21 protein-coding genes and 1 tRNA gene are annotated in these 22,443 nt (G+C 68.8%); 6 read left to right on the forward strand and 16 right to left on the reverse strand.

Annotated elements, in window-relative coordinates; translation table 11 throughout:
* Positions 1 to 46 precede the first annotated feature (46 nt).
* Genes ACQ3HE_RS02775 through ACQ3HE_RS02785 form a run of 3 tightly spaced genes read left to right on the forward strand, consistent with a single transcriptional unit; the run spans position 47 to position 3,044 of the window.
* A complete protein-coding gene (locus ACQ3HE_RS02775) occupies positions 47 to 1,174 on the forward strand; it encodes a type III polyketide synthase (protein ID WP_124769198.1) in 1,128 nt (375 codons plus the stop codon).
* Positions 1,174 to 1,890: a class I SAM-dependent methyltransferase gene (locus ACQ3HE_RS02780; protein WP_124769197.1), complete on the forward strand. Its 717-nt coding sequence runs from the start codon at positions 1,174 to 1,176 to the stop codon at positions 1,888 to 1,890. Before ACQ3HE_RS02775 ends, ACQ3HE_RS02780 begins: the two co-directional genes overlap by 1 nt.
* Entirely contained in the window at positions 1,887 to 3,044 is a 1,158-nt protein-coding gene (locus ACQ3HE_RS02785) for an FAD-dependent oxidoreductase (RefSeq protein ID WP_159878498.1), read from the forward strand. Before ACQ3HE_RS02780 ends, ACQ3HE_RS02785 begins: the two co-directional genes overlap by 4 nt.
* Positions 3,045 to 3,065: 21 nt before the next feature.
* Here ACQ3HE_RS02785 and ACQ3HE_RS02790 read toward each other — a convergent pair whose 3' ends face one another.
* A complete protein-coding gene (locus tag ACQ3HE_RS02790) occupies positions 3,066 to 4,556 on the reverse strand; it encodes a DHA2 family efflux MFS transporter permease subunit (RefSeq protein WP_159878496.1) in 1,491 nt (496 codons plus the stop codon).
* Between the two features lie 162 nt (positions 4,557 to 4,718).
* On the opposite strand from ACQ3HE_RS02790, the gene ACQ3HE_RS02795 reads away from it, so the two are divergent.
* Positions 4,719 to 5,546, forward strand: coding sequence for an aldo/keto reductase (locus tag ACQ3HE_RS02795; protein WP_137241817.1), 828 nt, complete (start codon positions 4,719 to 4,721; stop codon positions 5,544 to 5,546).
* A gap of 86 nt (positions 5,547 to 5,632) precedes the next feature.
* Here the strand turns inward: ACQ3HE_RS02795 and ACQ3HE_RS02800 are convergent.
* The 10 genes from ACQ3HE_RS02800 to rplU all read right to left on the reverse strand — a co-directional run bounded on the left by ACQ3HE_RS02800 (position 5,633) and on the right by rplU (position 12,791).
* Positions 5,633 to 5,705, reverse strand: a tRNA-Ala gene (locus tag ACQ3HE_RS02800).
* A gap of 107 nt (positions 5,706 to 5,812) precedes the next feature.
* Positions 5,813 to 6,190 (reverse strand): ribosome silencing factor, encoded by a 378-nt coding sequence (gene rsfS, locus ACQ3HE_RS02805; RefSeq protein ID WP_079002329.1) that lies wholly within the window; start codon positions 6,188 to 6,190, stop codon positions 5,813 to 5,815.
* A 55-nt stretch (positions 6,191 to 6,245) separates the two neighbouring features.
* The gene (locus ACQ3HE_RS02810) at positions 6,246 to 7,568 is read right to left on the reverse strand and encodes a hypothetical protein (RefSeq protein WP_430891245.1); all 1,323 of its coding nucleotides are present in this window, start codon (positions 7,566 to 7,568) and stop codon (positions 6,246 to 6,248) included.
* Entirely contained in the window at positions 7,565 to 8,242 is a 678-nt protein-coding gene (gene nadD / locus ACQ3HE_RS02815; RefSeq protein WP_137241820.1) for a nicotinate-nucleotide adenylyltransferase, read from the reverse strand. The genes ACQ3HE_RS02810 and nadD overlap by 4 nt, the downstream gene beginning before the upstream one ends.
* Positions 8,193 to 8,402, reverse strand: a complete 210-nt coding sequence (locus ACQ3HE_RS02820) for a hypothetical protein (protein ID WP_064295593.1) — start codon at positions 8,400 to 8,402, stop codon at positions 8,193 to 8,195. The genes nadD and ACQ3HE_RS02820 overlap by 50 nt, the downstream gene beginning before the upstream one ends.
* 49 nt (positions 8,403 to 8,451) lie before the next feature.
* On the reverse strand, positions 8,452 to 9,720 hold the full coding sequence (locus ACQ3HE_RS02825) for a glutamate-5-semialdehyde dehydrogenase (protein ID WP_430891246.1): 1,269 nt from the start codon (positions 9,718 to 9,720) through the stop codon (positions 8,452 to 8,454).
* A gap of 42 nt (positions 9,721 to 9,762) precedes the next feature.
* Entirely contained in the window at positions 9,763 to 10,542 is a 780-nt protein-coding gene (proB, locus tag ACQ3HE_RS02830) for a glutamate 5-kinase (protein ID WP_079002325.1), read from the reverse strand.
* Positions 10,539 to 12,113, reverse strand: a complete 1,575-nt coding sequence (gene obgE / locus ACQ3HE_RS02835; RefSeq protein ID WP_079705726.1) for a GTPase ObgE — start codon at positions 12,111 to 12,113, stop codon at positions 10,539 to 10,541. The genes proB and obgE overlap by 4 nt, the downstream gene beginning before the upstream one ends.
* A gap of 91 nt (positions 12,114 to 12,204) precedes the next feature.
* On the reverse strand, positions 12,205 to 12,462 hold the full coding sequence (rpmA, locus tag ACQ3HE_RS02840; protein ID WP_056006626.1) for a 50S ribosomal protein L27: 258 nt from the start codon (positions 12,460 to 12,462) through the stop codon (positions 12,205 to 12,207).
* Between the two features lie 20 nt (positions 12,463 to 12,482).
* Entirely contained in the window at positions 12,483 to 12,791 is a 309-nt protein-coding gene (gene rplU, locus ACQ3HE_RS02845) for a 50S ribosomal protein L21 (RefSeq protein WP_079002324.1), read from the reverse strand.
* 335 nt (positions 12,792 to 13,126) lie between these two features.
* Here rplU and ACQ3HE_RS02850 point away from each other — a divergent pair, with 335 nt between their 5' ends.
* Positions 13,127 to 13,417 carry a DUF4031 domain-containing protein gene (locus tag ACQ3HE_RS02850; protein WP_064295598.1) on the forward strand — a complete coding sequence of 97 codons (291 nt, stop codon included), beginning with the start codon at positions 13,127 to 13,129 and terminating at the stop codon, positions 13,415 to 13,417.
* Between the two features lie 10 nt (positions 13,418 to 13,427).
* On the opposite strand, the gene ACQ3HE_RS02855 is transcribed toward ACQ3HE_RS02850, so the two are convergent.
* A complete protein-coding gene (locus tag ACQ3HE_RS02855) occupies positions 13,428 to 15,842 on the reverse strand; it encodes an Rne/Rng family ribonuclease (RefSeq protein WP_430891248.1) in 2,415 nt (804 codons plus the stop codon).
* Between the two features lie 312 nt (positions 15,843 to 16,154).
* Here ACQ3HE_RS02855 and ACQ3HE_RS02860 point away from each other — a divergent pair, with 312 nt between their 5' ends.
* Positions 16,155 to 16,754, forward strand: coding sequence for a vitamin K epoxide reductase family protein (locus ACQ3HE_RS02860; protein ID WP_064295599.1), 600 nt, complete (start codon positions 16,155 to 16,157; stop codon positions 16,752 to 16,754).
* An 87-nt stretch (positions 16,755 to 16,841) separates the two neighbouring features.
* Here ACQ3HE_RS02860 and ndk read toward each other — a convergent pair whose 3' ends face one another.
* The 4 genes from ndk to ileS are packed head-to-tail and all read right to left on the reverse strand — an operon-like array spanning position 16,842 to position 22,369.
* Positions 16,842 to 17,258 carry a nucleoside-diphosphate kinase gene (gene ndk, locus ACQ3HE_RS02865; RefSeq protein WP_430891250.1) on the reverse strand — a complete coding sequence of 139 codons (417 nt, stop codon included), beginning with the start codon at positions 17,256 to 17,258 and terminating at the stop codon, positions 16,842 to 16,844.
* Between the two features lie 2 nt (positions 17,259 to 17,260).
* Positions 17,261 to 17,635: a DUF4233 domain-containing protein gene (locus tag ACQ3HE_RS02870; protein ID WP_064295611.1), complete on the reverse strand. Its 375-nt coding sequence runs from the start codon at positions 17,633 to 17,635 to the stop codon at positions 17,261 to 17,263.
* A complete protein-coding gene (locus ACQ3HE_RS02875; RefSeq protein ID WP_430891252.1) occupies positions 17,632 to 19,011 on the reverse strand; it encodes a bifunctional folylpolyglutamate synthase/dihydrofolate synthase in 1,380 nt (459 codons plus the stop codon). Before ACQ3HE_RS02875 ends, ACQ3HE_RS02870 begins: the two co-directional genes overlap by 4 nt.
* On the reverse strand, positions 19,001 to 22,369 hold the full coding sequence (gene ileS / locus ACQ3HE_RS02880) for an isoleucine--tRNA ligase (protein ID WP_430891254.1): 3,369 nt from the start codon (positions 22,367 to 22,369) through the stop codon (positions 19,001 to 19,003). The genes ACQ3HE_RS02875 and ileS overlap by 11 nt, the downstream gene beginning before the upstream one ends.
* Positions 22,370 to 22,443: the final 74 nt, after the last annotated feature.

Consider the following 22,443-nt stretch of genomic DNA (forward strand, 5'->3'; position numbering starts at 1 on the left):
CGCCTCAGCTTAGGGTGACGCCCGGGCCACGGCGGTACACTGGAGCATGACCGTCTCCGTGAGGGCGATCGGCGTGGCCGTTCCTCAGACCATCCTCCATCAAGACGAGATCAGGGATGTGTTCCGCGACCAACCCGGGCGGACCCGGCTCGCCCAGCGTCTCATCGGCGCCGCCTTCGACGCGTCCGCGATCGACACCAGGCACACCGTCATCGACGCCTTCGACCATGAGGTCGAGACGACCACGGCCGCCTTCTACGACGCGGCGCAGCGGCAGGTGCTCTCCCCGCCCACCGGCGTGCGGAACGACGCCTACATCGAGCACGCTCCCCCGCTGCTCCTCGAGGCCGCACGGCGGGCATTGGACGCCGCCCCCGGCCTGTCGGCGGCGGACGTCACCCACGTCGTGACCGCGTCCTGCACCGGGTTCTTCGCGCCCGGCCCGGAATACCTCCTCGTGCGCGACCTCGGGCTGGACCCGGGCACGGAGCGCTACCACCTGGGGTTCCAGGGGTGTTTCGCCGCGTTCCCCGCCCTTCGCGCCGCAGAGGCGTTCTGTACAGCCGACCCCGACGCCGTCGTCCTCGTGGTCTGCATCGAGCTCTGCTCCATCCACCTCCGTTCCTCCGACGACCCCGACGTGATCCTCGGTTCCTCGGTGTTCGCCGACGGTGCTGCGGCCGCCGTCGTGACCGGTCGGGACACCGGATCCTCCGCGCCCGCGCTCGAGTTCGACGGCTGGTCCACCGCGCTCGTGCCGGACGGCGAGACGGAGATGGCCTGGACGATCGGCGATCACGGGTTCGAGATGGTCCTGAGCGGCGCGGTGCCCAAGCTGATCGGCGAGCACCTCGAGATCGCCCTCCGCCCACTCCTCGCCGCAGCCGACGACGCCCCGGTCTCATCGATCGACCGGTGGGCGATCCATCCCGGTGGCCGGAGCATCCTCGACCGGGTCCAGCGCGGATTCGGGCTCGACGACGAACTGCTGGCTCCGTCGCGCACGGTGCTCCGCGAGTACGGCAACATGTCGAGCGCGACCGTGCTCTTCATCCTCCAGCGCCTGCTCGACGGCGCGCCGACCGATGCCGATGAACGAGTGTGCGCCCTCGCCTTCGGTCCGGGACTGACGATCGAGAGCGCGCTGCTCCGGCTCCGGGCCGGCCGAGCCTGATGCTGCCCGACCTCGGCCGCCGTGCGACGGATCTCCTCGAACTGATGGACGATCCCGACTGCGATCCCGCGCTGCTGGACGCCACCTACGCCAGGTTCGCGACGGTGAACCGGCTCGTCTCGGGCTGGCGTGGTCTGTACCGGTCGCGCATCCGTCCACTCCTCCACCCGTCCCGGACCACGACGATCCTCGACATCGGCTTCGGTGGTGGCGATGTCGCCGTGGCCATCGCCGACTGGGCGCACGCCGACCACCTCCCCGTGCAGGTGGTCGGGATCGATCCCGACGAGCGGTCCGTGGCCTTCGCCCGTCGCCGGTACCCGGATGGCCCCGTCGCCTTCCGTCCGGCGCACAGCAGTGACCTCGTCGCCGCTGGCGAGGAGGCCGACATCGTCCTGTCCAACCACGTGCTCCACCACCTCGATCCCGCGGGCCTGTCGAGCCTGCTCGCCGACAGTTCACGGATCGCCAGACGACTCGTCCTGCACAGCGACCTCGAGCGCAACCGACTCGCGTACGCGGTCTACGGGCTCGCCACCCGTGCAGGACGAAGGCGTTCCTTCCTGCACGTCGACGGGCTCCGCTCGATCCGTCGCAGCTATCGCCAGGAGGAGCTGCAGCGCGTCGTGCCCGACGACTGGACCGTCGAGCGCAGCTTCCCCATGCGACTCCTGCTCTCGCAGACCGTCTCGTCGGCAGCGGACGGCCCACGATGACCGAGGTGCTCGTCATCGGTGGCGGACCGGTCGGCCTCGTGTCGGCGATCCTGCTCGCTCAGGCCGGCGTCGACGTGACCGTCTGGGAGCGACGGCCGGGCTCGCCCTCCGGCACCCGGGCGATCGGTATCCACCCGCCGTCGCTTGACCTGTTCGAGCATCTCGGTGTCCTCGACGAGATCCGCCGCGACGCGGTCCGGATCGACCAGGGCGAAGCCTGGAACGCCGGACGACGCCTCGGGGCGGTCGTGTTCCGTGATCGGCCCGTCCCGCACCCCTACGTCGCCGCGCTCGAGCAATGGCGGACCGAACGGATCCTCCGTGCTCGACTCGAAGCCGTCGCGCCGGGATCGCTCCGGACGGGGACGAGCTGTACGCGGTTGACGCCGGCCGAGGACGGCGTCCTCGTGTCCGGCAGTGACGCCGATGGAACGGTGAGCACCCGCGCAGCCGTCGTGGTCGTCGCAGCAGGAGGACGCGCCACCGTCGACGGGATGCAGGCTCCAGGCCCCCTGCATCGATACCGGGACCGGTACCTCATGGGCGACGTCGCGGATCGGAGTGGGGCAGGTTCCATCGCCAGGGTGCACCTGCACCACCGAGGGGTCGTGGAGTCCTTCCCGCTCCCCCATGGCATGCGACGATACGTCGTGCACACCGGGTACTCGGACGATCAGGACGCCGCCCGCCCGGAACCCACCGCGTCCGACCTCGCGGCCCTCGTCGCCGACCGGACCGGCGACGACGTCGATCCGGCGACGAACACCATGCTCAGCGCGTTCGGCGTGCTTCGTCGACGACGGAAGCGCGTCGTCGACGGTCGGGTCGTCTATCTGGGCGACGCCGCCCACGAGATCAGCCCGATCGGCGGCCAGGGCATGAACCTCGGCTGGTCCGACGCACGGGTCTTCGCGCCACTGATCGCCCGCATGACCACCGGGCATCTCTCGACACAGCGCGACGTGGCCGCGGCCGTCTCCCGCCAACAGCGCGCGATCCGTCGGGCCTCATGGCAGGCGGAGCTCAACATGCGCTTGGGGCGTCCGTTGCCGGGCCCGCTCGTCGGGATCCGGGACCTCGCGCTGCGAACCGCGCTCAACGGTCCCGCGATGCCGATCCTCGCCGACGCCTACACGATGCGCTGGCTGCGCTGACGCCGTCCGAGGCCGTGCGTCTCAGTGACCGACGTGCACGCCCGCCGCAGCCTGGTCCGTCCGCCGGATGAGGAACGACGCACCGATCGCGAGCAGCGAGAGCACGGCGCCGCACATGAACGCAGCCTGCACGCCGGCTGCCGTCGCGTCGACCGCGGAACTCCCGACCGCCGCACGAGCCGCCGCGGTGGTCGACATCATGGTGATGAACAACGCCGTCCCCGCTGCACCGGCCAGTTGCTGGACGGTGCCGACGATGGCGCTGCCGTGCGGGTAGAGCTCGGGCCGCAGTGAACCGAGCGCCGAGGTGAGGAGCGGTGTGAACATGAACGCGAGACCGGCGCTCAGCAGCACGTGCACGGCGATGATCATGATGATGGCGCTGTCGACGCCGAGCATCGTCAGCAGCCAGAGCGCAGCACTCACGGCGAAGGCCCCGGGGATCACCAGCGGACGCGGACCGAACCGGTCGAACAGCGACCCGACCAGCGGCGCCAGAGCGGCCATCGTCAGGCCGCCCGGCAGCAGCATGAGGCCCGTGGTCAGGGTGTCGACCTGGAGGACGGTCTGCAGGTAGATCGGCAGGATGATCAGCGAGCCGAACAACGCCATCATCACGATGGCCACGAGGATGATCGAGACGGTGAACGAACGGTTCGCGAACGTGCGCAGGTCCATGAACGCTCGATCGTCGCGCGCCAGCCCGCGCTGCCGGAGGACGAACCCCAGGAGGGCCAGGACGCCCACCGCGAGCGGGATCCAGACGGGCATGAGCGCGTGTCCCTCGGCGGACTCGCCGATACTGCTGAGACCGAAGATGAGGCCACCGAACGCGAAGGCGGAGAGGACGAGCGACAGCACGTCGAAGCGGACCCGACGCGGCTCGGTCACGTTCCGCACGAGGACAGCGCCGAGCACCAGCGAGGCGACGGCGATGGGAAGGACGATCCAGAACATCCAGCGCCAGTCGAGCACGCTGAGGATGAGGCCGGAGACGGTCGGCCCGACCGCCGGCGCGACCGAGATGACGATCGAGATCGCACCCATCGTCCGGCCGCGTGCCGAGACCGGCACGACGTTGAGCACGGTCGTCATGAGCAGCGGCATCATGATGGCGGTACCGCTGGCCTGGACGACGCGACCGAGCAGGAGGGTGCCGAATCCCGGGGACAGCGCGGCGATGAGCGTACCGAGGCTGAACAGCACCATCGCGGTGATGAACATCGTCCGGAGGGAGAACCGCTCCAGGAGGAACCCGGTCGCGGGGATCACGACGGCCATGGTGAGCATGAAGCCGGTGGTCAGCCACTGGGCGGAACTCGCCGTGATGTCGAGGTCCTCCATGAGTCGCGGCAGGGCGACGCTCATGATCGTCTCGTTGAGGATGACGACGAAGGCCGACACGAGGAGCAGCCCGATCAGGAGCTTGGACCCGGGTGGAAGGCGGTCGTCCGAGGGCTTCCCGGTCGTCGGGACGGAACCGGTCGGATTCGGCACGGTTTCAGTCGTCATAGCGGTGTCATCCTTCTCAGGCCTCGGCCGTCGTACGGACAGACGCCTGCCCTCTCGAAAGACAAGCGCCGTGTCGCCGCGGGTATTCCCATGCGTGTCGACCGGTTACGCGCAGGGCGAAGACCCGTTCCGGACGGACGGTTCCGGTGCCAGCATGAGGACATGACAGTTCCCACCATCACCCTGAACGACGGCCACACCATCCCTCAGCTCGGCTTCGGCGTCTTCCTCGTCGACCCGCAGGAGGCTGAGCGCATCGTCTCGGACGCGCTCGAGGTCGGCTACCGCCACATCGACACCGCTGCCATCTACAAGAACGAGGAGGGCGTCGGCGCCGCCATCGCGAAGTCGGGCATCCCCCGCGACGAACTCTTCATCACCACGAAGCTCTGGAACGACCGCCACCAGAAGGCGTCCGCGCACACCGCCATCGACGAGAGCCTCGACAAGCTCGGGCTCGACCACGTCGACCTGTACTTGACCCACTGGCCGACCCCGGCCAAGGACGACTACCTCGAAGCGTGGCTCGCCCTCGAGGAGATCAAGGCGGCCGGCAAAGCGCGTTCGATCGGCGTGTCGAACCACCAGGTCGAGCACCTCGAGAAGCTGATCGCGGGTTCCGAGACGGTCCCTGCGGTCAACCAGATCGAACTCCACCCGGCGTTCGCCCAGCGCGAGCTGCGCGCCTTCGGTGCCGAGCACGGCATCCACATCGAGTCCTGGGGCCCGCTCGGTCAGGGCAAGTACGACCTCTTCGGCGAGCAGGCCGTCTCCGCTGCAGCCGAGGCGCACGGCGTCACTCCGGCGCAGGTCGTCATCCGGTGGCACCTGCAGAACGGGCTCATCGTCTTCCCGAAGTCGAACTCGCGCGAGCGCATCGCCCAGAACTTCGACGTCTTCGGCTTCGAGCTGTCCGCCGACGAGATCGCGTCCATCGACGCCCTCGACTCGGGCAAGCGCGTCGGCAGCCACCCCGACGAGGTGAACTAACCTCACGGCCTCGCCCAACCTAGAGTCTCAACAACGCAGAAGTCCCCGTCAGCTGTTCGGCTGACGGGGACTTCTCGGTGTTCGGGTGGATCTGAGGGGACTCGAACCCCTGACCCCCTGCATGCCATGCAGGTGCGCTACCAGCTGCGCCACAGACCCGTATTCAACTTGCTTGCCCCTGCTGTTTCAGCGGAAGCAACTTGAATAGGTTACTACATCTTGAGAGCGGTTGTGACCACTTTCGGTGCTCGGCACCGACGGGATGGTTAGTTCGCGGGCTGCGGTGCGGACGAGACCAGCGGAATCACCGGGCAGTCCTTCCACAGACGCTCCAGCGAGTAGTACATCCGCTCCTCCTCGTGGAAGACGTGGACGACGACCTCGCCGAAGTCGAGCAGGATCCACCGCCCCTCGGACTTGCCTTCGCGTCGCAGCGTCTTCACGCCGCTCGCGTTCAGGCGGTCTTCGACCTCGCCGGCGATGGCGACGACGTTGCGCTCACTCCGACCGGTGACGAGGAGGAAGGCGTCGACGAACGGCAACGGACCGGAGACATCGAGCGCGACGAGATCCTCGCCGCCTTTGGACTCGGCTGCGGTCGCTGCGAGCTGGACGGCGTCCAGTGTGGTGTCGGACAGGGTCATGTGGTGTACTCCTCTGGCGATCGCATGGTGCGCGATCGGATGAATGTCGGCAGGGCTAGAACGCTCCGCCGAAGAAACCGATGATGAGCACCGCGATCACGCCGGCGGCGAGCACGGCGGCGGCGATCGCGAGCGTCATCAGCAGCTTGTTGCTCTGGTTGGTGGTGGCCGGGACGACGTCGCGGGTGGAACCGTGGCTACTGACCGCGCGGCTTGCCGCGACCGGGGACGCTGCAGTGACCGACGCCGGCAGCTCGTCGCCCTCGATGAGTCGGTCGATCCCTGCACCGTCGAAATGGTTCGGGTCTTGACCGGCGGAACCCAGTCCGCGGGGCAGATCGATGGTTCCGGTGATGAGGATCTCGCCCGTGGAGTTGGATGTGGCGCCCGCCTCAGCCTGCGAGGGAGCGACGGGGATGATGAGCGAGCTCGTGGTGATCTGCCCCGTGCTCGTCATGCCGCTTCCGAGGAGGTCTTCGAACGCGACCTCGTTGTCGGCCTGCGAAGCCTTCTCGGCTTCGAGCGCCGCCACGAGCATGGAGTCGCGCCCGAACCCCTTCGACAGGGTCGACGCGGGGTCCTCGGAGATGTCGTCGCGGTCCGAGACGTCGAAGAGTGAACCGGGGGCCACGGACGCCGCAGCGGCGGGGGTGACGGAAGGCGTCGGCGCCTCAGCGGACCGGGCCTTGGCTGTGCGCTCGTCGGCGGCGGCCCGCTCAGCGGCCTTGCGTTCAGCCGCCTTGCGTTCGGCTGCCTCGCGTTCTGCGGCCTGCTGTTCCTCGGCCTTGCGCTCGGCGGCCTTGCGCTCGGCGGCCTTGCGCTCGGCGGCCTGGCGCTGCTCGGCCTGCTTGGTGGCCTCGGCTTCGCGACGTTCCTGCTCAGCTGCAGCGGCAGCCTTGGCGTCCGCTTCCTGCTGAGCGAGCTTCGCGGCCTGCTGACGGGCCGCCTTGTTCTGCTTCTGGGGCGGAGCGACCACCTGATCGGGCGTCCGCGGCGGCAGGGCGACCGAGGGGACCGGCTGCTCGACCGGAGGAGCGACCGGCGCTGCCGGGGAGCCCACCTGCTCGATCGAGCCGGTGCGCTCGAGTTCTCGCAACTGACGGCGCGTGAGTCCACCGGTCGGGGCCGGAGCAGGTGCACCGGAGGACGGAGCGCTCGTCGACGGCGCGGGTGACGTGGACGCAGGCGCTGGAGCGCTCTCGTCGCGCGACGTGGTCTGCTCGGGGATCGCTCCCCCGGCGACGGGTTCGGATGTCGACGCGCGTCGTGTCCGTGGTGCAGCGGCGTCCGGCGTCGCTTCGTCAGCGGACGTCGACGGCTGCTGGCTCGCTCGAGCCTGTCGCCTGGTCAGGGGCGCATCCTCTGGCAACGCGGTCATGTGGCTTCACTCCGATACAGGTGGTGCTTGGTGATGTACTGCACGACACCGTCGGGAACCAGATACCAGACCGGAAAGCCTTTGCTCACCCGGCTCCGGCAATCCGTCGACGATATCGCTAGGGCCGGAACTTCCAACAAGCTTACGTCGTGCTGTGGTAATCCGGAAACGTTCAAATCGTGTCCCGGTCTACTCACAGCGACGAAGTGAGCGAGGTCCCACACCTCTCTGACGTCTTTCCAACTGAGGATCTGGGCGATCGCGTCGGCACCCGTGATGAAGAACAGCTCGGCATCGGGACGCTTCCGCCGCAGATCGCGGAGCGTGTCGATCGTGTACGTCGGTCCGGCTCGATCGATGTCGACCCGGCTGACGGTGAAGCGGGGGTTCGCTGCGGTGGCGATCACGGTCATGAGGTAGCGGTGCTCGCTGTCGCTCACGCCCGACTTCCGGTACGGCATGCCGGTCGGGACGAAGACGACCTCATCGAGATCGAAGTGCTGCGCGACCTCCGAGGCGGCGACGAGGTGCCCGTGGTGGATCGGGTCGAACGTCCCGCCCATGACCCCGATCCGAGGACGACGGGTCTTCGTCTCGGTGACGGGCGCGCTCACGCCGGACAGCTTAGTGGCCGTGCTCGCCGTGAGCGGAGGCCGACTCGCCCTTGTCGGCATGACGGTTGGCGACGTCGCGGTAGCTGAAGGTCACGGCGCCGAGGATGGCGAACAGCACGAGGGCGACCGCGCCGAACACCCAGGTCGGTGCGGCGAGTTCGACGGCGTGCTCCGATTCAGCCAGTACGGCGGTGGCCAAGACGGACGCGGCAATCGACATGATCTCTCCTTCTGTGCGACGCCTGGTGACGCCCGTACCAGTCTAGCGACTACCGACGGGTGTGGCCCGAACCACGCACGAGCCACTTCGTACTCGTGAGTTCCGGCAGCCCCATCGGTCCGCGGGCATGGAGCTTCTGCGTCGAGATCCCGACCTCGGCGCCGAATCCGAACTCGGCGCCGTCGGTGAAGCGGGTCGAGGCGTTGACCATGACGACGGCCGAATCGACCTCGGCGAGGAACCGGTCGGCGTTCACCACGTCGTTCGTGATGATCGCGTCGGTGTGTCCGGTGGAGTATCGATCGATGTGCTCGAGCGCGGCGTCGAGATCGTCGACCACGCGCACCGAGAGCTCGAGCGACATGTGCTCGGTGGACCAGTCCTCCTCCACGGCGGGCACGACGTCGGCGAAGACCTCGCCGGCACGTTCGTCCGCGTGGATGAGCACCCCGTGCTCGCGCAGGTCGCCGAGCACGGCGGGCAGCAGGCGCGCGGCCGCAGCGCGGTGGACGAGGATCGTCTCGAGCGCGTTGCAGACCGATGGCCGCTGCACCTTGGCGTTGCGCACGATGTCGACGGCCCAGTCGAGTTCGGCACTCTCGTCGAGGAACACGTGGACGACGCCGGCGCCGGTCTCGATCACGGGGACCGTCGACTCTCTGACGACCGTCTCGATGAGTGACGCGCTCCCCCGCGGGATGAGGACGTCGATCAGGCCTCTGGCGTTCATGAGCTGCTTCGCACCGTCGCGACCGAACTCGTCGATGGTCTGTACCGCGTCCCCGGGAAGACCGACGGACTCGAGCGCCGATCGCAGCAGTCCCACGAGGACCGCGTTCGAGTGTTCCGCCGCTGACCCGCCGCGGAGCACCACGGCGTTGCCGCTCTTGATCGCGAGGGCGGCGATGTCGACCGTGACGTTCGGGCGCGCCTCGTAGATCGCGCCGACCACGCCGAACGGGACGCGTACCTGCTCGAGCTTCACCCCGTCCGGAGTGTTGCTTCCGCGGACCACCTGGCCGACCGGGTCGACGATCGCGATGACGTCGCGGACCGCCACCGCGAGCCCGTCGATGCGGCCCCGGTCGAGGCGAAGACGGTCTTGCAGGCCGACACTGATGCCCTGCTCGCGTCCCGCGACGAGGTCGCGCTCGTTGGCGGCGATGACCGCATCCGCGCCATCGTCGATCGCGACGGCGATGGCCTCGAGGGCCCGGTTCTTCTGCGCGGTGGTCGCCTGGGCGAGGACCCGGGAGGCACGCTTCGCAGCGGTGAGACGATCCGCGAGTGGCAGCACGGTGGTGGTTGGCGACGACATGCGTCGATTCTACTCAGCGGCGTCTGGTGGACGCTCTCCGCGTCACGCCGGTTGGAACCAGGTGCCGAGGTGCTCACCGCGGAGGGCGGACGCGACGTTCGTGGTCGACGTCACGAGGACGGACGTCCCCGCCTCGGCGGCCAACCGGGCGGCCGACACCTTCGTGCCCGCTCCCCCGGTGCCGACGCCCGCGGAGCCGATGTCGCCGAAGGTGACGCCCGAGAGGGTGTCTCCGAACGGGACCTCCTCGATGCGCTCGGCACCCGCTTCGTGCGGAGGGCGGGTGTACAGCGCGTCGACGTCACTCAGCAGGACGAGGACGTCGGCCGCAACGAGGACCGACACGAGGGCGGCAAGGCGGTCGTTGTCGCCGAACCGGATCTCGTGTGTCGCGACGGTGTCGTTCTCGTTGACGATCGGCAGGATGCGCAACCCGAGGAGGCGTTCCATCGCCCGCTGGGCATTGCTCCGGTGACTGGGGTTCTCGAGGTCGCCGGCGGTGAGCAGCACCTGGCCCGCGACGATGCCGAACCGGTCGAGGCTGTCCTGGTACCGGTAGATCAGCACGTTCTGCCCGACGGCGGCAGCCGCCTGCTGCGTCGCCAGGTCGCTCGGACGGGCGTCGAGGCGGAGGTAGGGCATCCCGGTCGCGATGGCGCCCGAGGACACGAGGATGACCTCGGTGCCTCGGGCGTGCGCCTCGGCCAGAGCCTCGACCAGCGCAGTGATCTGCCCGGCGTTGTCGCCACTGATCGAGGAGGACCCGACCTTCACGACGATGCGTCGCGCCGAGGGGATGCCACTGCGCTGGTGGATGGTCACCGGTCGTCGTCCTCCGTCGTGACACCCTCGTCCTGCTGCGCGTCGGCCGGCACGGAGCCGACCTCGAAGCCCTCGTCGTCGTTCCAGAGACCGGCCGCACGTTCGCGGAGCAGCTCGGCACGGGCCTCGGCCTTGGCGTCCATGCGCTCGAAGTACTCGTCGCGACGCTGGTTGCGCGTCGGGCGGTGGCTCGCGTCGAGACGCGGGTCCGTTCCACGCGGCTGCGTCAGCAGTTCCGCGGTGCTCGTGAGTGTGGGCTCCCAGTCGAAGACCACACCGCCACCCGCACCGATCATCACGGTCGCGCCGGCGACGGCACCGGCCTTGAAGAGCGCCTCTTCGACGCCGAGCTTCGCCAGGCGGTCCGCGAGGAACCCGACGGCCTCTTCGTTGTTGAAGTCCGTCTGCTGCACCCAGCGTTCCGGCTTCGCGCCGAGGATGCGGTAGAGGTTGCCGTAGGTGCCACCCTCGACCGTGACGGTGAACTTGGAGTCGTCGACGGGCTTCGGGCGCAGCACGATCCGGGGCTTCGCGGCCTCGAGGGCTGCGCGGGCGCGGCTCTCCTCGACGAGCTCGCTCAACGCGAACGAGAGCTGTCGGAGGCCTTCGCGCGAGACCGTCGAGATCTCGAAGACCTTGTAGCCGCGCGCCTCGAGGTCGGGACGCAGGAACTCCGCGAGCTCCCTCGCCTCCGGGACGTCGATCTTGTTGAGCGCGATGAGCTGCGGACGCTCGACCAGCGGCGTCTGTCCCTCCGGCACCGGGTAGGCGGCGAGCTCGGCCAGGATGATGTCGAGGTCGCTGATGGGGTCGCGTCCCGGTTCGAGCGTCGCGCAGTCCAGCACGTGCAGGAGCGCGGAGCAGCGCTCGACGTGACGCAGGAACTCGAGACCGAGGCCCTTGCCCTCACTGGCGCCCTCGATGAGTCCGGGGACGTCCGCCATGGTGTAGCGGACCTCGCCGGCCTCGACGACGCCGAGGTTCGGGTGCAGGGTGGTGAACGGGTAGTCCGCGATCTTGGGTTTCGCCGCGGACATCGCCGCGATGAGGCTGGACTTGCCGGCGGAGGGGTACCCGACGAGCGCGACGTCGGCGACGGTCTTCAGCTCGAGGAGGACGTCGCCTTCCCAGCCGGGCGTGCCGAGCAGCGCGAAGCCTGGGGCCTTGCGCTTGGTCGAGGAGAGTGCCGCGTTCCCGAGGCCGCCCTGGCCGCCGGGGGCGACGACGAACTCCATGCCGGGCTCGACGAAGTCGACGAGTTCGACGCCGTCGACGTCCTTGACGACCGTCCCGACCGGGACCGGCAGGATGAGCGTCTCGCCCTGGAACCCGTTGCGGTGGTCGCCCATGCCGAAGCCGCCGGTGTCGGAGCTCCGGTGCGGTGACCGGTGGTACCCGAGCAGCGTCGTGATCTGAGGATCGGACACGAGCACGATGTCACCACCGTGTCCGCCGTTGCCGCCGTCGGGGCCGGCCAGCGGCTTGAACTTCTCGCGCTTCACGGAGACGCAGCCGTTGCCGCCGCCGCCCGCTCGCAGGTGCAGTGTGACCCGGTCGACGAATGTGACCATGGACGCTCAGCCCCTCTCTGGATCATGGAACTCGGTTGTACGACAGCAGGGGGCGGGCCGAAGCCCGCCCCCTGCTGGAAAGACGTTGTTGCTACTCTGCAGCAGCGACGATGTTGACGACCTTGCGGCCGCCCTTGTTGCCGAACTGCACGGAGCCGGCCTCGAGGGCGAACAGCGTGTCGTCGCCGCCACGACCGACGTTGGCGCCGGGGTGGAAGTGCGTGCCGCGCTGACGGACGAGGATCTCGCCCGCGAGGACGACCTGGCCGCCGAAGCGCTTCACACCGAGACGCTGTGCGTTGGAGTCACGACCGTTGCGAGTGGAACTCGCACCCTTCTTGTGTGCCATCTCTTCTTCTCCTCGATGCCTTACTTGATGCCGGTGATCTTGACGCGCGTGAGCTCCTGACGGTGCCCCTGACGCTTCTTGTAACCGGTCTTGTTCTTGAACTTCTGGATGATGATCTTCGGACCGCGGAGGTTCTCGAGCACCTCGGCCGTCACCGTGATCTTCGCGAGCGACTTCGCGTCGGAGATGATCTTCTCACCGTCGACGTGGAGCACCGCGGGAAGCTCGATGTTGCCATCCTTGTCGGCCTTGACCCGGTCCATCGTGACGATGGTTCCGATCTCGACCTTCTCCTGCCGTCCTCCGGCGCGCACAACTGCGTAAACCACTACGTACCCGTTCTTTGGGGAGCGAAACGCTCCGACTGACTGTTGCTGGAAGTTACTGCTCGGAAAGGCTCGAACACGTGGGACACCTTGATGGCAGAAAACCGTTGGGCGTGGCATTGAAAACTCAATGCACACCAACGGTCGAGTTTACTTCATCGTGCAGTCCAGGTCAAACCAGTGGGCACAGAACCTCGTGACCGAGGCTGTTCCTCACGGCTCCGACACCGGACGCACTCGACCAGTGTACCCCGGGGGCTCCTGAACGCCGGCCGGGTGCCCGGCGCGTCCGACCACGGACGGGAATCGCGCGAGAGGCTCGATGGTTGGATGGAGGCATGACGGTGCTCATCGATCCCCCGCTGTGGCCGGCGCACGGCACGCTCTGGTCCCACGTGGTGAGCGATAGCTCCCTGGAGGAGTTGCACGCCTTCGCCGGACGCACCGGGCTTCCGCCGCGATCGTTCGACCTCGACCATTACGACGTCCCCGCCGAGCGCCATGCGTCGCTCGTGGCGGCCGGCGCCGTCGCGGTGACCGGCGGCGAACTCGTCCGTCGACTCATCGCCAGCGGCTTGCGCATCACCGCACGCGAACGGCGCGCCTCCCGAGGAGACGCGCCGTCCTGATGCGACCGGACTATTCGGCCTGACGCTGCGCGCCGTCCGAACCGACGGCCTGTCCGCCCGCGAGTGAAGCTGTCGACACCCGGCGGCTGCGGCCGCGACCCTGACCCGGCTGCTTCGGCTCGGGGAGCGCGTCGAGGACGGACTCGAGCAGGTGCTCGGGGTCCGCGACGGCTGCGCGACGTGGCTTGTCGGCGACCGGTGCGATCGGCAGGTCGAGCAAGGCCAGCGCCGGGGAGGCGGATTCGCTCGGCGCCTCGGAGGGGCGTTCCTCCGAAACACCCCGGCGGGACCCGTCACCGCCGCGACGGCGCGGTTCGCGCTTCTCGCGCCGGCTCCGACGACCGTCGTGCGACCCGGACTGATCCTCCGGTGACGTCGTGGACTCGTCCGAGACCGACTCCTCGGGACCCTGCACCTCGGTGTGCTGCGACTGCGTGTGCTGCGCCTCGGCCACGACGGCGTCGGCCACGGCCTCGGCGGCGGCGAGCTCCTCGTGGTGCAGCGTGCGCGCCGCGATCAGGGCGAGCGCGTTCTTCGCATCGTCGGTGATCCCGTGCGTCTGTCCGGCCGGCTTCTGCTGGGCGCTCTGGCCGTTCGAGGACGGCTGGCCGCCCTGGGACCCGCCCTTGCCGCGCCGACGCTGCTGCTCCGGCTGCGGCGTCTGGCGGTGCTTCACGACGGGGTCGTGGTGCACGACCACGCCGCGTCCGGCGCAGACTTCGCAGGGCTCGCTGAACGTCTCGAGCAGGCCGAGGCCGAGCTTCTTGCGCGTCATCTGCACGAGACCGAGCGAGGTGACCTCGGCGACCTGGTGCTTCGTGCGGTCGCGGCTGAGGCACTCCACGAGGCGGCGCAGCACGAGGTCGCGGTTCGACTCGAGCACCATGTCGATGAAGTCGACGACGATGATCCCGCCGATGTCGCGCAGCCGCAGCTGACGCACGACCTCCTCAGCGGCCTCGAGGTTGTTCTTGGTGACCGTCTCCTCGAGGTTGCCGCCGGAACCGACGAACTTCCCCGTGTTGACGTCGACGACCGTCATGGCCTCGGTGCGGTCGATCACGAGGGATCCGCCGGACGGCAGCCAGACCTTGCGGTCGAGCGCCTTCTCGATCTGCTCGGCGATGCGGTAGTCGACGAAGGAGTCGCCCGTGCCGTCATACGGCTCGACGCGCTCGAGCAGGTCGGGGGCGACACCGCGCAGGTAGCTCTGGATGTCCTGCAGCGCGTCCGAGCCCTGGATGACGAGCTTGTGGAAGTCCTCGTTGAAGACGTCGCGGATGATCTTGATGAGCAGGTCGGGCTCACTGTGCAGCAGTGCCGGCGACTGGACCGTCTCGATCTGACGGGAGATCTCCGACCACTGCGACTTCAGCCGCGTGACGTCGAGCGTGAGCTGCTCCTCGGTCGCGCCCTCGGCGGCCGTGCGGACGATGACGCCGACGTTCTCCGGGAGCACCTCCTTGAGGATCTTCTTCAGGCGGGCGCGCTCCGTGTCGGGCAGCTTGCGCGAGATGCCGTTCATCGAGCCGTTCGGCACGTAGACGAGGTACCGACCGGGGAGCGAGACCTGACTCGTCAGGCGCGCGCCCTTGTGTCCGACCGGGTCCTTCGTGACCTGGACGAGGACCTTGTCGCCGCCCTTGAGCGCGAGCTCGATCCGGCGAGGCTGGTTGCCCGTCTCCACGGAGTCCCAGTCGACCTCGCCGGAGTAGAGCACCGCGTTGCGTCCGCGACCGATGTCGACGAACGCCGCCTCCATGCTGGGCAGGACGTTCTGCACACGGCCGAGGTAGACGTTGCCGATGAGCGACGCCTCCTGGCTCCTGGCGACGTAGTGCTCCACGAGCACGCCGTCCTCCAGCACGCCGATCTGCGTCTTGCCGTTCTTGGAGCGGACGACCATGACACGGTCGACCGATTCGCGGCGGGCGAGGAACTCGGCCTCGGTGACGACCGGACGACGACGACCGGCGTCGCGTCCGTCACGGCGACGCTGCTTCTTGGCCTCGAGCCTCGTCGAGCCGCGCACCTTCTGCGGTTCGGTGATGAGTTCCGGCTCGCGCGGCGTGCGGACCTTGACCACGTTGCGGGTGTCGGGGCGTGATTCGCCACCCCGCTCGCCCTGCTCCGGTCCGTCCTCGCCGGCACGACGACGCGTGCGACGCCTCGACGAGCTGAGCTCCGCCTCGAGCGGTTCGTCGTCGCGGTGGACGATCGGCGGCAGGTCCGGCGCCTGGAACAGCAGCATGGTGGTCGGTGGACGCACCGGTGCGGCAGGTGCCGACTGCTCGTCGGGCCCGGCCGCCTGGGCGTCCGTCTCGGTGCTGGTCGACTCGTCCGCCGTCTCGGGCGTCGTGAGGTGCTGGTCGGTCGGTTCGTGCTCGGTCCCCGGCGTGGCCGGATCCTCGGTGTGCTCTTTCACCATTCCTGGTGTACTCCCCTATGCCGGGTCGGTGGCCGCGCCACCCTCCGGTTCTTCGTCTCGTGCGTGCGGCCGCGGGTGCAGCCGTTCGCAAATCCTGTGTGATCGCTGGCTCTCGGAGCTCTCACGATCGTGCCGGCACGTGCCGGCGGGTCCTGGGCTCTCATTGCCCAACAAGCCTGTTGTGTCGTGCGGTCGAGCGCGGCTCGGGCACCACCCCACGATTATCGCACGAACAGGGCCGACGGTCCTGAGTACGGACCACCCGGGCATGTCCCGCCGCCGTTCAGGCGGGCGTGCGAGAATCAGGGCGTGTCAACTCCGGTCATCGACGCGCGCCCCAGGGGCCTCGCCATCTTCCTCATCGTCGCAGGTGTCATCGGGTGGATCGCGGCGTTCGCGCTCACCCTCGACAAGTTCCAGCTCCTGCAGGATCCGAACGCCCAGCTCGGCTGCAATCTGAGCATCCTCGTGCAGTGCGGGGTCAACCTGAACTCCTGGCAGGGTGCCATCCTCGGATTCCCGAACCCGATCATCGGCCTCGCCGCCTGGATCGCCCCGATCGCCGTCGGCGTCGCGGTCCTCGCCGGAGCGCAGTTCGCGCGGTGGTTCTGGATCGCCTTCAACATCGGGTTCCTCGGCGCCCTGGGATTCGTCATCTGGCTGATCTCGCAGAGCATCTTCGTCCTCGGCACGCTGTGCCCATGGTGCATGGTCACCTGGTCGGTGACGATCCCCTCGTTCATCGCGGTGACCGCGTTCACCCTGCGGAACGGCATCATCCCGGCGTCCCCCGCCGTCCGCCGCGTCGCCGGGGTCGTGTCCTCGTGGATCGTGGTGGTGACGCTCGGGTGCTACCTCGTGGTGGCGGTCATCGCCCAGCTCCGCCTCGACGTCCTGTCCTACCTGTAGCCGGTGGCGGCCCGAACGGCCGCGGACGCGTACGACGAAGCCCGCCCCCGGAATCGGAGGCGGGCTTCGTCGTGCGGAGTCGGGGCGTCAGGCGAACCAGAGCGTGAGCTCGCGGGAGGCGGACTCGGGGCTGTCCGAACCGTGGACGAGGTTCTGCTGGACCTTGAGACCCCAGTCGCGGCCGAAGTCGCCGCGGATGGTCCCGGGCGCAGCGGTGGTCGGGTCGGTCGTACCGGCGAGCGAGCGGAAGCCCTCGATGACGCGGTTGCCGGCGACGCGGATCGCTACGACGGGACCGCTCAGCATGAACTCGACGAGGGGCTCGTAGAACGGCTTGCCCTCGTGCTCGGCGTAGTGGGCGGCCAGGAGCTCGCGGTCCGGCTCGACCATGCGCAGGTCCACGAGCGAATAGCCCTTCGCCTCGATCCGACGGAGGATCTCGCCGGTCAGGTTGCGTGCGACGCCGTCAGGCTTCACGAGTACCAGGGTTTCTTCAACAGCCACGGTCAATCCTTCGCTTCTCGGTAGAGCGCCTGCTGACGCTCGATCTTGTCGCCTTGGACCATCGCATAGGTCCAGACGGCTGCGGCCATCCCGCCGACGAGGAACATCATCGGCACGAGCAGGCCGGTAGCCACGATAGCGGCTTGCACCGCCCAGCCCAGCCAATACCCCCAGCGGAATCGCAGGAGCGGGATCGTCGCGACGATGATCAGACACAGCACCGCTCCGCCGATCAACGCGACCGGGGCCGGGAGGGCCTTCAGCCCGAAGATGACGAGCGCGCCGAGGAACATGACGATCATCTCGAAGCCGAGGATGATCGATCCGAGGGTCTGCTTGATGCTCCGTGGAGCCCGACTCCGTGCCATGCCGCTCATGCGGTCGCCTTCCATTCCCGGTCGTCGGCGATCTCGATCGCCTCGCCCACGAGGGTGATCGAGCCGGTGATCACCACGAGCCGGCGCGGCGCCTCCTCGGCCCAGCGCCGTGCGTCCTCAGCGGCCTCGTCGAGCGTGTCGGCGAAAGTCGACGCCGGCAGGTCGAGCGATGCGGCGAGGCGCGAGAGCTCCTCGGCGGGGATCGCCCGCTCCGACTCCGACTGGGTGAAGAAGAAGCCGGATGCGGCGGGCGCCAGGGTCGTCAGGATGCCGGCGGCGTCCTTGTCCTGGAGGATGCCGACCACGAAGGCGATCTCGTCGACGTCGAAGTAGCTGCCGAGTGCGGCGACCAAGGACGCGGCACCGTGCGGGTTGTGCGCAGCGTCGACGAGCACGGTCGGTTCGGTGCCGATGAGCTGCAGCCGTCCCGGGGAGGCGACCTCGGTGAGGCCCTCCGCGAGGACGTCCTCCGCGATCGGCTGGGTCGCTCCGCCGAGGAACGCCTCCACCGCGGCGATCGCGAGCGTCGCGTTCCGTCCCTGGTGGTCCCCGTAGAGCGGGAGGTACAGCTCCGGATAGGTGCCGGCGCGTCCTCGGACGGTGATGAGCTGTCCGCCCACCGCCACGGCGTCCTGCACGAGGGCGAACTCCTCACCTTCGAACACGGCCGGGTCGTCGACCGCCGCGGCGGCGTCGACGATCGCCTGACGCGCGTCGGGGTGCTGCGCGGCCGAGACCACCTGCGCACCGGTCTTGATGATCCCGGCCTTGGTGCGCGCGATCTCGGCGATCGTCTTGCCGAGCCGCTGCAAGTGGTCGAGATCGATCGGCGTGAAGACGGCGACCTCCGCATCGGCGGCGTTCGTCGAGTCCCAGGCACCGCCCATACCCACCTCGACGACGGCGACGTCGACGGGGGCGTCGCCGAAGCAGGCGAATCCCAGGACGGTGAGCGCCTCGAAGAAGGTCAACGCGGGCTCACCGGCCGCCGAGAGCTCGGCGTCGACCATCGCCAGATACGGCTTGATGTCGTCCCAGTTCCTGGCGACGGCCTCGTCCGAGATCCGCTCGCCGTCGATACCGATGCGCTCGGTGAACCGAACGAGGTGCGGACTCGTGAAGAGACCGGTGCGGAGCCCGTGGGCGCGGAGGATGCTCTCGATCATGCGCGCCGTGCTCGTCTTGCCGTTCGTTCCGGCGATCTGGATGATCGCGAAGGACGACTCCGGGTTGCCGAGGAGCTCCAGCGCCCGCTTGGTGGCACCGAGACGCGGCTGCGGCTGGGCCTCCCCCAGCCGTTCCAAGAGCTCGCGGTACACGGCGTCGGCGGCATCGGCCGCGGACGACTCGTCTCCGGGGATCAGGTCATCGGACATCGGCGGTCTCCTCTGCACGCGCGACGGTCACGGTGAAGGCTCCGGCGTTGCCGAACTTCCCGGCCGCGAACGACTGGGCGAAGCCCGACGCTCCAGCCTGGCCCTCGTCGTCGGACCAGGTCAGGGACGTCGCCAGGGTGTCGCCGGCGAGGTCGACCACGTCGAGGGCGCTGCGCACCGCGCGTTCGTCGGCGTCGTCCTCGAATCGGAGCTGCAGCCGGATCCGGTCGCTCACCTGCAGGTCCGCCGCCTTCCGGGTGTCCTGGACGGCACGGATGACGTCGCGGGCGAGTCCCTCCGCCTCGAGCTCGGGCGTCAGCGTGGTCTCGAGCAGGGCGAAGCCACCCGAGGGCAGGAGCGCGAGCGCAACGCCACCGGCGGCGCCCGACGAGGCCTCCATGACGAGCTCGTACTCGCCGTCGACGAGCTCGATGCCGCCGGCCGTGACCGTGCCGTCGACCTCGGACCAGTCGCCGCTCCGAGCGCCCTTGATCGCCTGCTGCACCGTCTTGCCGAGGCGCGGGCCCGCCGCGCGGGCGTTGATCGAGAGGCGCGAGGTGACGCCGAACTCGGTGCCGCTGGTGTCGGTCAACTCGGCGAAGGAGACGGCCTTGAGGTTGAGCTCCTCGCGGAGGATCGCCTCGAACGGGGCGAGCGACGCGGGGTCGGGCGTGACCACGGTGAGCGATGCGAGCGGCAACCGGACACGGAGACCGGCCTGCTTGCGGAGGGCGAGGGTGACACCCGAGACCTCGCGGACCCGGTCCATCGCCTCGACGAGTGCCGCGTCCTCCGGGAACGCCTCGGGCTCCGGCCAGTCGGTGAGGTGCACGCTGCGCTCGCCCGTCAGGCCGGTCCAGATCTGCTCCGTGATGAGCGGCAGGAGCGGAGCGGCGACCCGGCAGTACGTCTCGAGGACGGTGTAGATCGTGTCGAAGGCGTCGCGGTCGAAGACGCCACCGTCCGTCGACCAGAAGCGGTCGCGGGAGCGACGCACGTACCAGTTGGTCAAGACGTCCGCGAAGTCCCGCAGCGAGGCCGCTGCGAGGGTCGCGTCGAACGCCTCGAGGTGGTCGGTCACGGTGACGACCAGTTCACGCGTCTTGGCGAGGATGTAGCGGTCGAGGACGTCGGTGGAGTCCGTGCGCCACTCGGCGTCGTAGCCACCAGGCACCGCCGTGTTCGCGTACAGCGAGAAGAAGTACCAGGTGTTCCACAACGGCAGCATCACCTGGCGGACGCCCTCACGGATGCCCTCCTCCGTCACGACGAGGTTGCCGCCGCGCAGCACCGAGCTCGACATGAGGAACCAGCGCATGGCGTCGGAACCGTCGCGGTCGAAGACCTCGTTGACGTCCGGGTAGTTGCGCAGCGACTTCGACATCTTCTGGCCGTCGCTGCCGAGGACGATGCCGTGGCTCACGACGCTCGTGAACGCCGGGCGGTCGAACAGCGCGGTCGACAGCACGTGCAGGAGGTAGAACCACCCACGCGTCTGGCCGATGTACTCGACGATGAAGTCCGCGGGGCTGTGCGAGTCGAACCACTCGCGGTTCTCGAACGGGTAGTGCACCTGGGCGAACGGCATCGATCCGGAGTCGAACCAGACGTCGAGGACGTCGGTGATGCGGCGCATCGTCGACCGGCCGGTCGGGTCGTCGGGGTTCGGCCGCGTGAGCTCGTCGATGTACGGGCGGTGCAGATCGGTCGGGCGCACGCCGAAGTCGGCCTCGAGCTCGTCCAGCGAGCCGTACACGTCGATGCGCGGGTAGGCCGGGTCGTCGCTCTTCCACACCGGGATCGGTGAACCCCAGTACCGGTTCCGGCTGATCGACCAGTCGCGCGCACCCGCGAGCCACTTGCCGAACTGTCCGTCCTTGACGTTCTCCGGCACCCAGGTGATCTCCTGGTTGAGTTCCTCCATGCGGTCGCGGAACTCGGGCACGCGGACGAACCAGCTCGACACCGCCTTGTAGATGAGCGGCTGCTTGCAGCGCCAGCAGTGCGGGTAGGAGTGCTCGTAGCTCGCCTGACGCAGGAGGCGGCCCTGAGCCTTCAAGAGCTGGGTGAGCGGCTTGTTGGCGTCGAAGACCTGGAGACCGGCGACGTCGGACACCTCCGGGAGGAACTTCCCGCCGTCGTCGACGGAGACGATCACCGGGATACCGGCGGCCTCGCACACCTTCTGGTCCTCTTCACCGTAGGCGGGGGCCTGGTGCACGATGCCGGTGCCGTCCTCGGTCGACACGTAGTCGGCGACGAGGATGCGCCAGGCCTGCTCCATGCCCCACTCGGCGTCGGCGTAGTAGTCCCAGAGGCGGTCGTAGGAGACGCCCTCGAGCTCGCGCCCGACGATCGTCCGGGAGACGGCGGCCTGCGCCTCGGCCGCGGAGTCGTAGCCGAGGTCCTTCGCGTAGTTGCCGAGTAGCGCCGAGGCGATGAGGTACTCGCCGCCGAGCACCTCGGTGTCGGCGTGGGAGGAGCGCTCCTCGCGGAGCACCGTGGCGTCGGGGGTGCCGTTCGGACCGGCCGGGACGACCGCGTACTCGATGTCGGGCCCGACGGCGAGCGCGGCGTTCGTCGGCAGGGTCCAGGGCGTGGTCGTCCAGGCGAGCGCGCGGACGGCGGTCAGTCCGAGGCTCTCGGCCTTCGGACCGACCAGCGGGAAGGTGACCGTGACGGTCTGGTCCTGACGGGATCGGTAGACGTCGTCGTCCATCCGCAGCTCGTGGTTGGAGAGCGGCGTCTGGTCGCGCCAGCAGTAGGGCAGCACCCGGTAGCCCTCGTAGGCGAGGCCCTTGTCGTGGAGCTGCTTGAAGGCCCAGATGACCGACTCCATGTAGGTCACGTCGAGGGTCTTGTAGTCGTGCTCGAAGTCGACCCAGCGCGCCTGGCGCGTCACGTAGTCCTGCCATTCCTCCGTGTAGCGGAGGACGGAGTCGCGTGCGACCTGGTTGAAGGCGGCGAGCCCCATCTCGTCGATCTGTCGCTTGTCGGTGATGCCGAGCTGGCGCTCCGCCTCGAGCTCGGCGGGGAGGCCGTGGGTGTCCCAGCCGAACCGGCGGTGCACCTGCTTGCCGCGCATCGTCTGGAACCGGGGGAAGAGGTCCTTGGCGTAGCCAGTGAGGAGGTGTCCGTAGTGCGGGAGGCCGTTCGCGAAGGGTGGGCCGTCGTAGAACACCCATTCCGGAGCGCCCTCGCGCTGGTCGATGGAGGCCTGGAAGGTGCCGTCGGCGGCCCATCGGGCGAGCACCCCCTCCTCGATCGAGGGGAAGCTGGGCGACGGCGTCACGCCGAACGCAGCGCCGTTCGACGCCGACTCGGTTGGGGTCGGTTCCTGGGACTTCGGGTAGCTCATCGTTCTCCTGGCAGGTCTCGTGGGTCCTGCGAGGACGCCGGCGTTGCCGACGCGGTACCACCCCGCTTGCCGCT

Source organism: Plantibacter auratus (assembly GCF_050587365.1).
Lineage (GTDB): Bacteria > Actinomycetota > Actinomycetes > Actinomycetales > Microbacteriaceae > Plantibacter > Plantibacter auratus.

Bases quoted from the DNA above. Each gene is read 5' to 3' on its own strand.
- obgE (WP_079705726.1), bottom strand. From the start codon at position 12,113: ATGGTCACATTCGTCGACCGGGTCACACTGCACCTGCGAGCGGGCGGC.
- ileS (WP_430891254.1), bottom strand. From the start codon at position 22,369: ATGAGCTACCCGAAGTCCCAGGAACCGACCCCAACCGAGTCGGCGTCG.
- rsfS (WP_079002329.1), bottom strand. From the start codon at position 6,190: ATGACCCTGTCCGACACCACACTGGACGCCGTCCAGCTCGCAGCGACC.
- ACQ3HE_RS02875 (WP_430891252.1), bottom strand. From the start codon at position 19,011: ATGTCCGATGACCTGATCCCCGGAGACGAGTCGTCCGCGGCCGATGCC.
- nadD (WP_137241820.1), bottom strand. From the start codon at position 8,242: ATGCCGACAAGGGCGAGTCGGCCTCCGCTCACGGCGAGCACGGCCACT.
- ACQ3HE_RS02820 (WP_064295593.1), bottom strand. From the start codon at position 8,402: ATGTCGATTGCCGCGTCCGTCTTGGCCACCGCCGTACTGGCTGAATCG.
- ACQ3HE_RS02790 (WP_159878496.1), bottom strand. From the start codon at position 4,556: ATGACGACTGAAACCGTGCCGAATCCGACCGGTTCCGTCCCGACGACC.
- ACQ3HE_RS02810 (WP_430891245.1), bottom strand. From the start codon at position 7,568: ATGACCGCGTTGCCAGAGGATGCGCCCCTGACCAGGCGACAGGCTCGA.
- ACQ3HE_RS02870 (WP_064295611.1), bottom strand. From the start codon at position 17,635: ATGAGCGGCATGGCACGGAGTCGGGCTCCACGGAGCATCAAGCAGACC.
- ACQ3HE_RS02780 (WP_124769197.1), top strand. From the start codon at position 1,174: ATGCTGCCCGACCTCGGCCGCCGTGCGACGGATCTCCTCGAACTGATG.
- ACQ3HE_RS02775 (WP_124769198.1), top strand. From the start codon at position 47: ATGACCGTCTCCGTGAGGGCGATCGGCGTGGCCGTTCCTCAGACCATC.
- ACQ3HE_RS02825 (WP_430891246.1), bottom strand. From the start codon at position 9,720: ATGTCGTCGCCAACCACCACCGTGCTGCCACTCGCGGATCGTCTCACC.
- ACQ3HE_RS02850 (WP_064295598.1), top strand. From the start codon at position 13,127: ATGACGGTGCTCATCGATCCCCCGCTGTGGCCGGCGCACGGCACGCTC.
- ACQ3HE_RS02795 (WP_137241817.1), top strand. From the start codon at position 4,719: ATGACAGTTCCCACCATCACCCTGAACGACGGCCACACCATCCCTCAG.
- ACQ3HE_RS02785 (WP_159878498.1), top strand. From the start codon at position 1,887: ATGACCGAGGTGCTCGTCATCGGTGGCGGACCGGTCGGCCTCGTGTCG.
- rpmA (WP_056006626.1), bottom strand. From the start codon at position 12,462: ATGGCACACAAGAAGGGTGCGAGTTCCACTCGCAACGGTCGTGACTCC.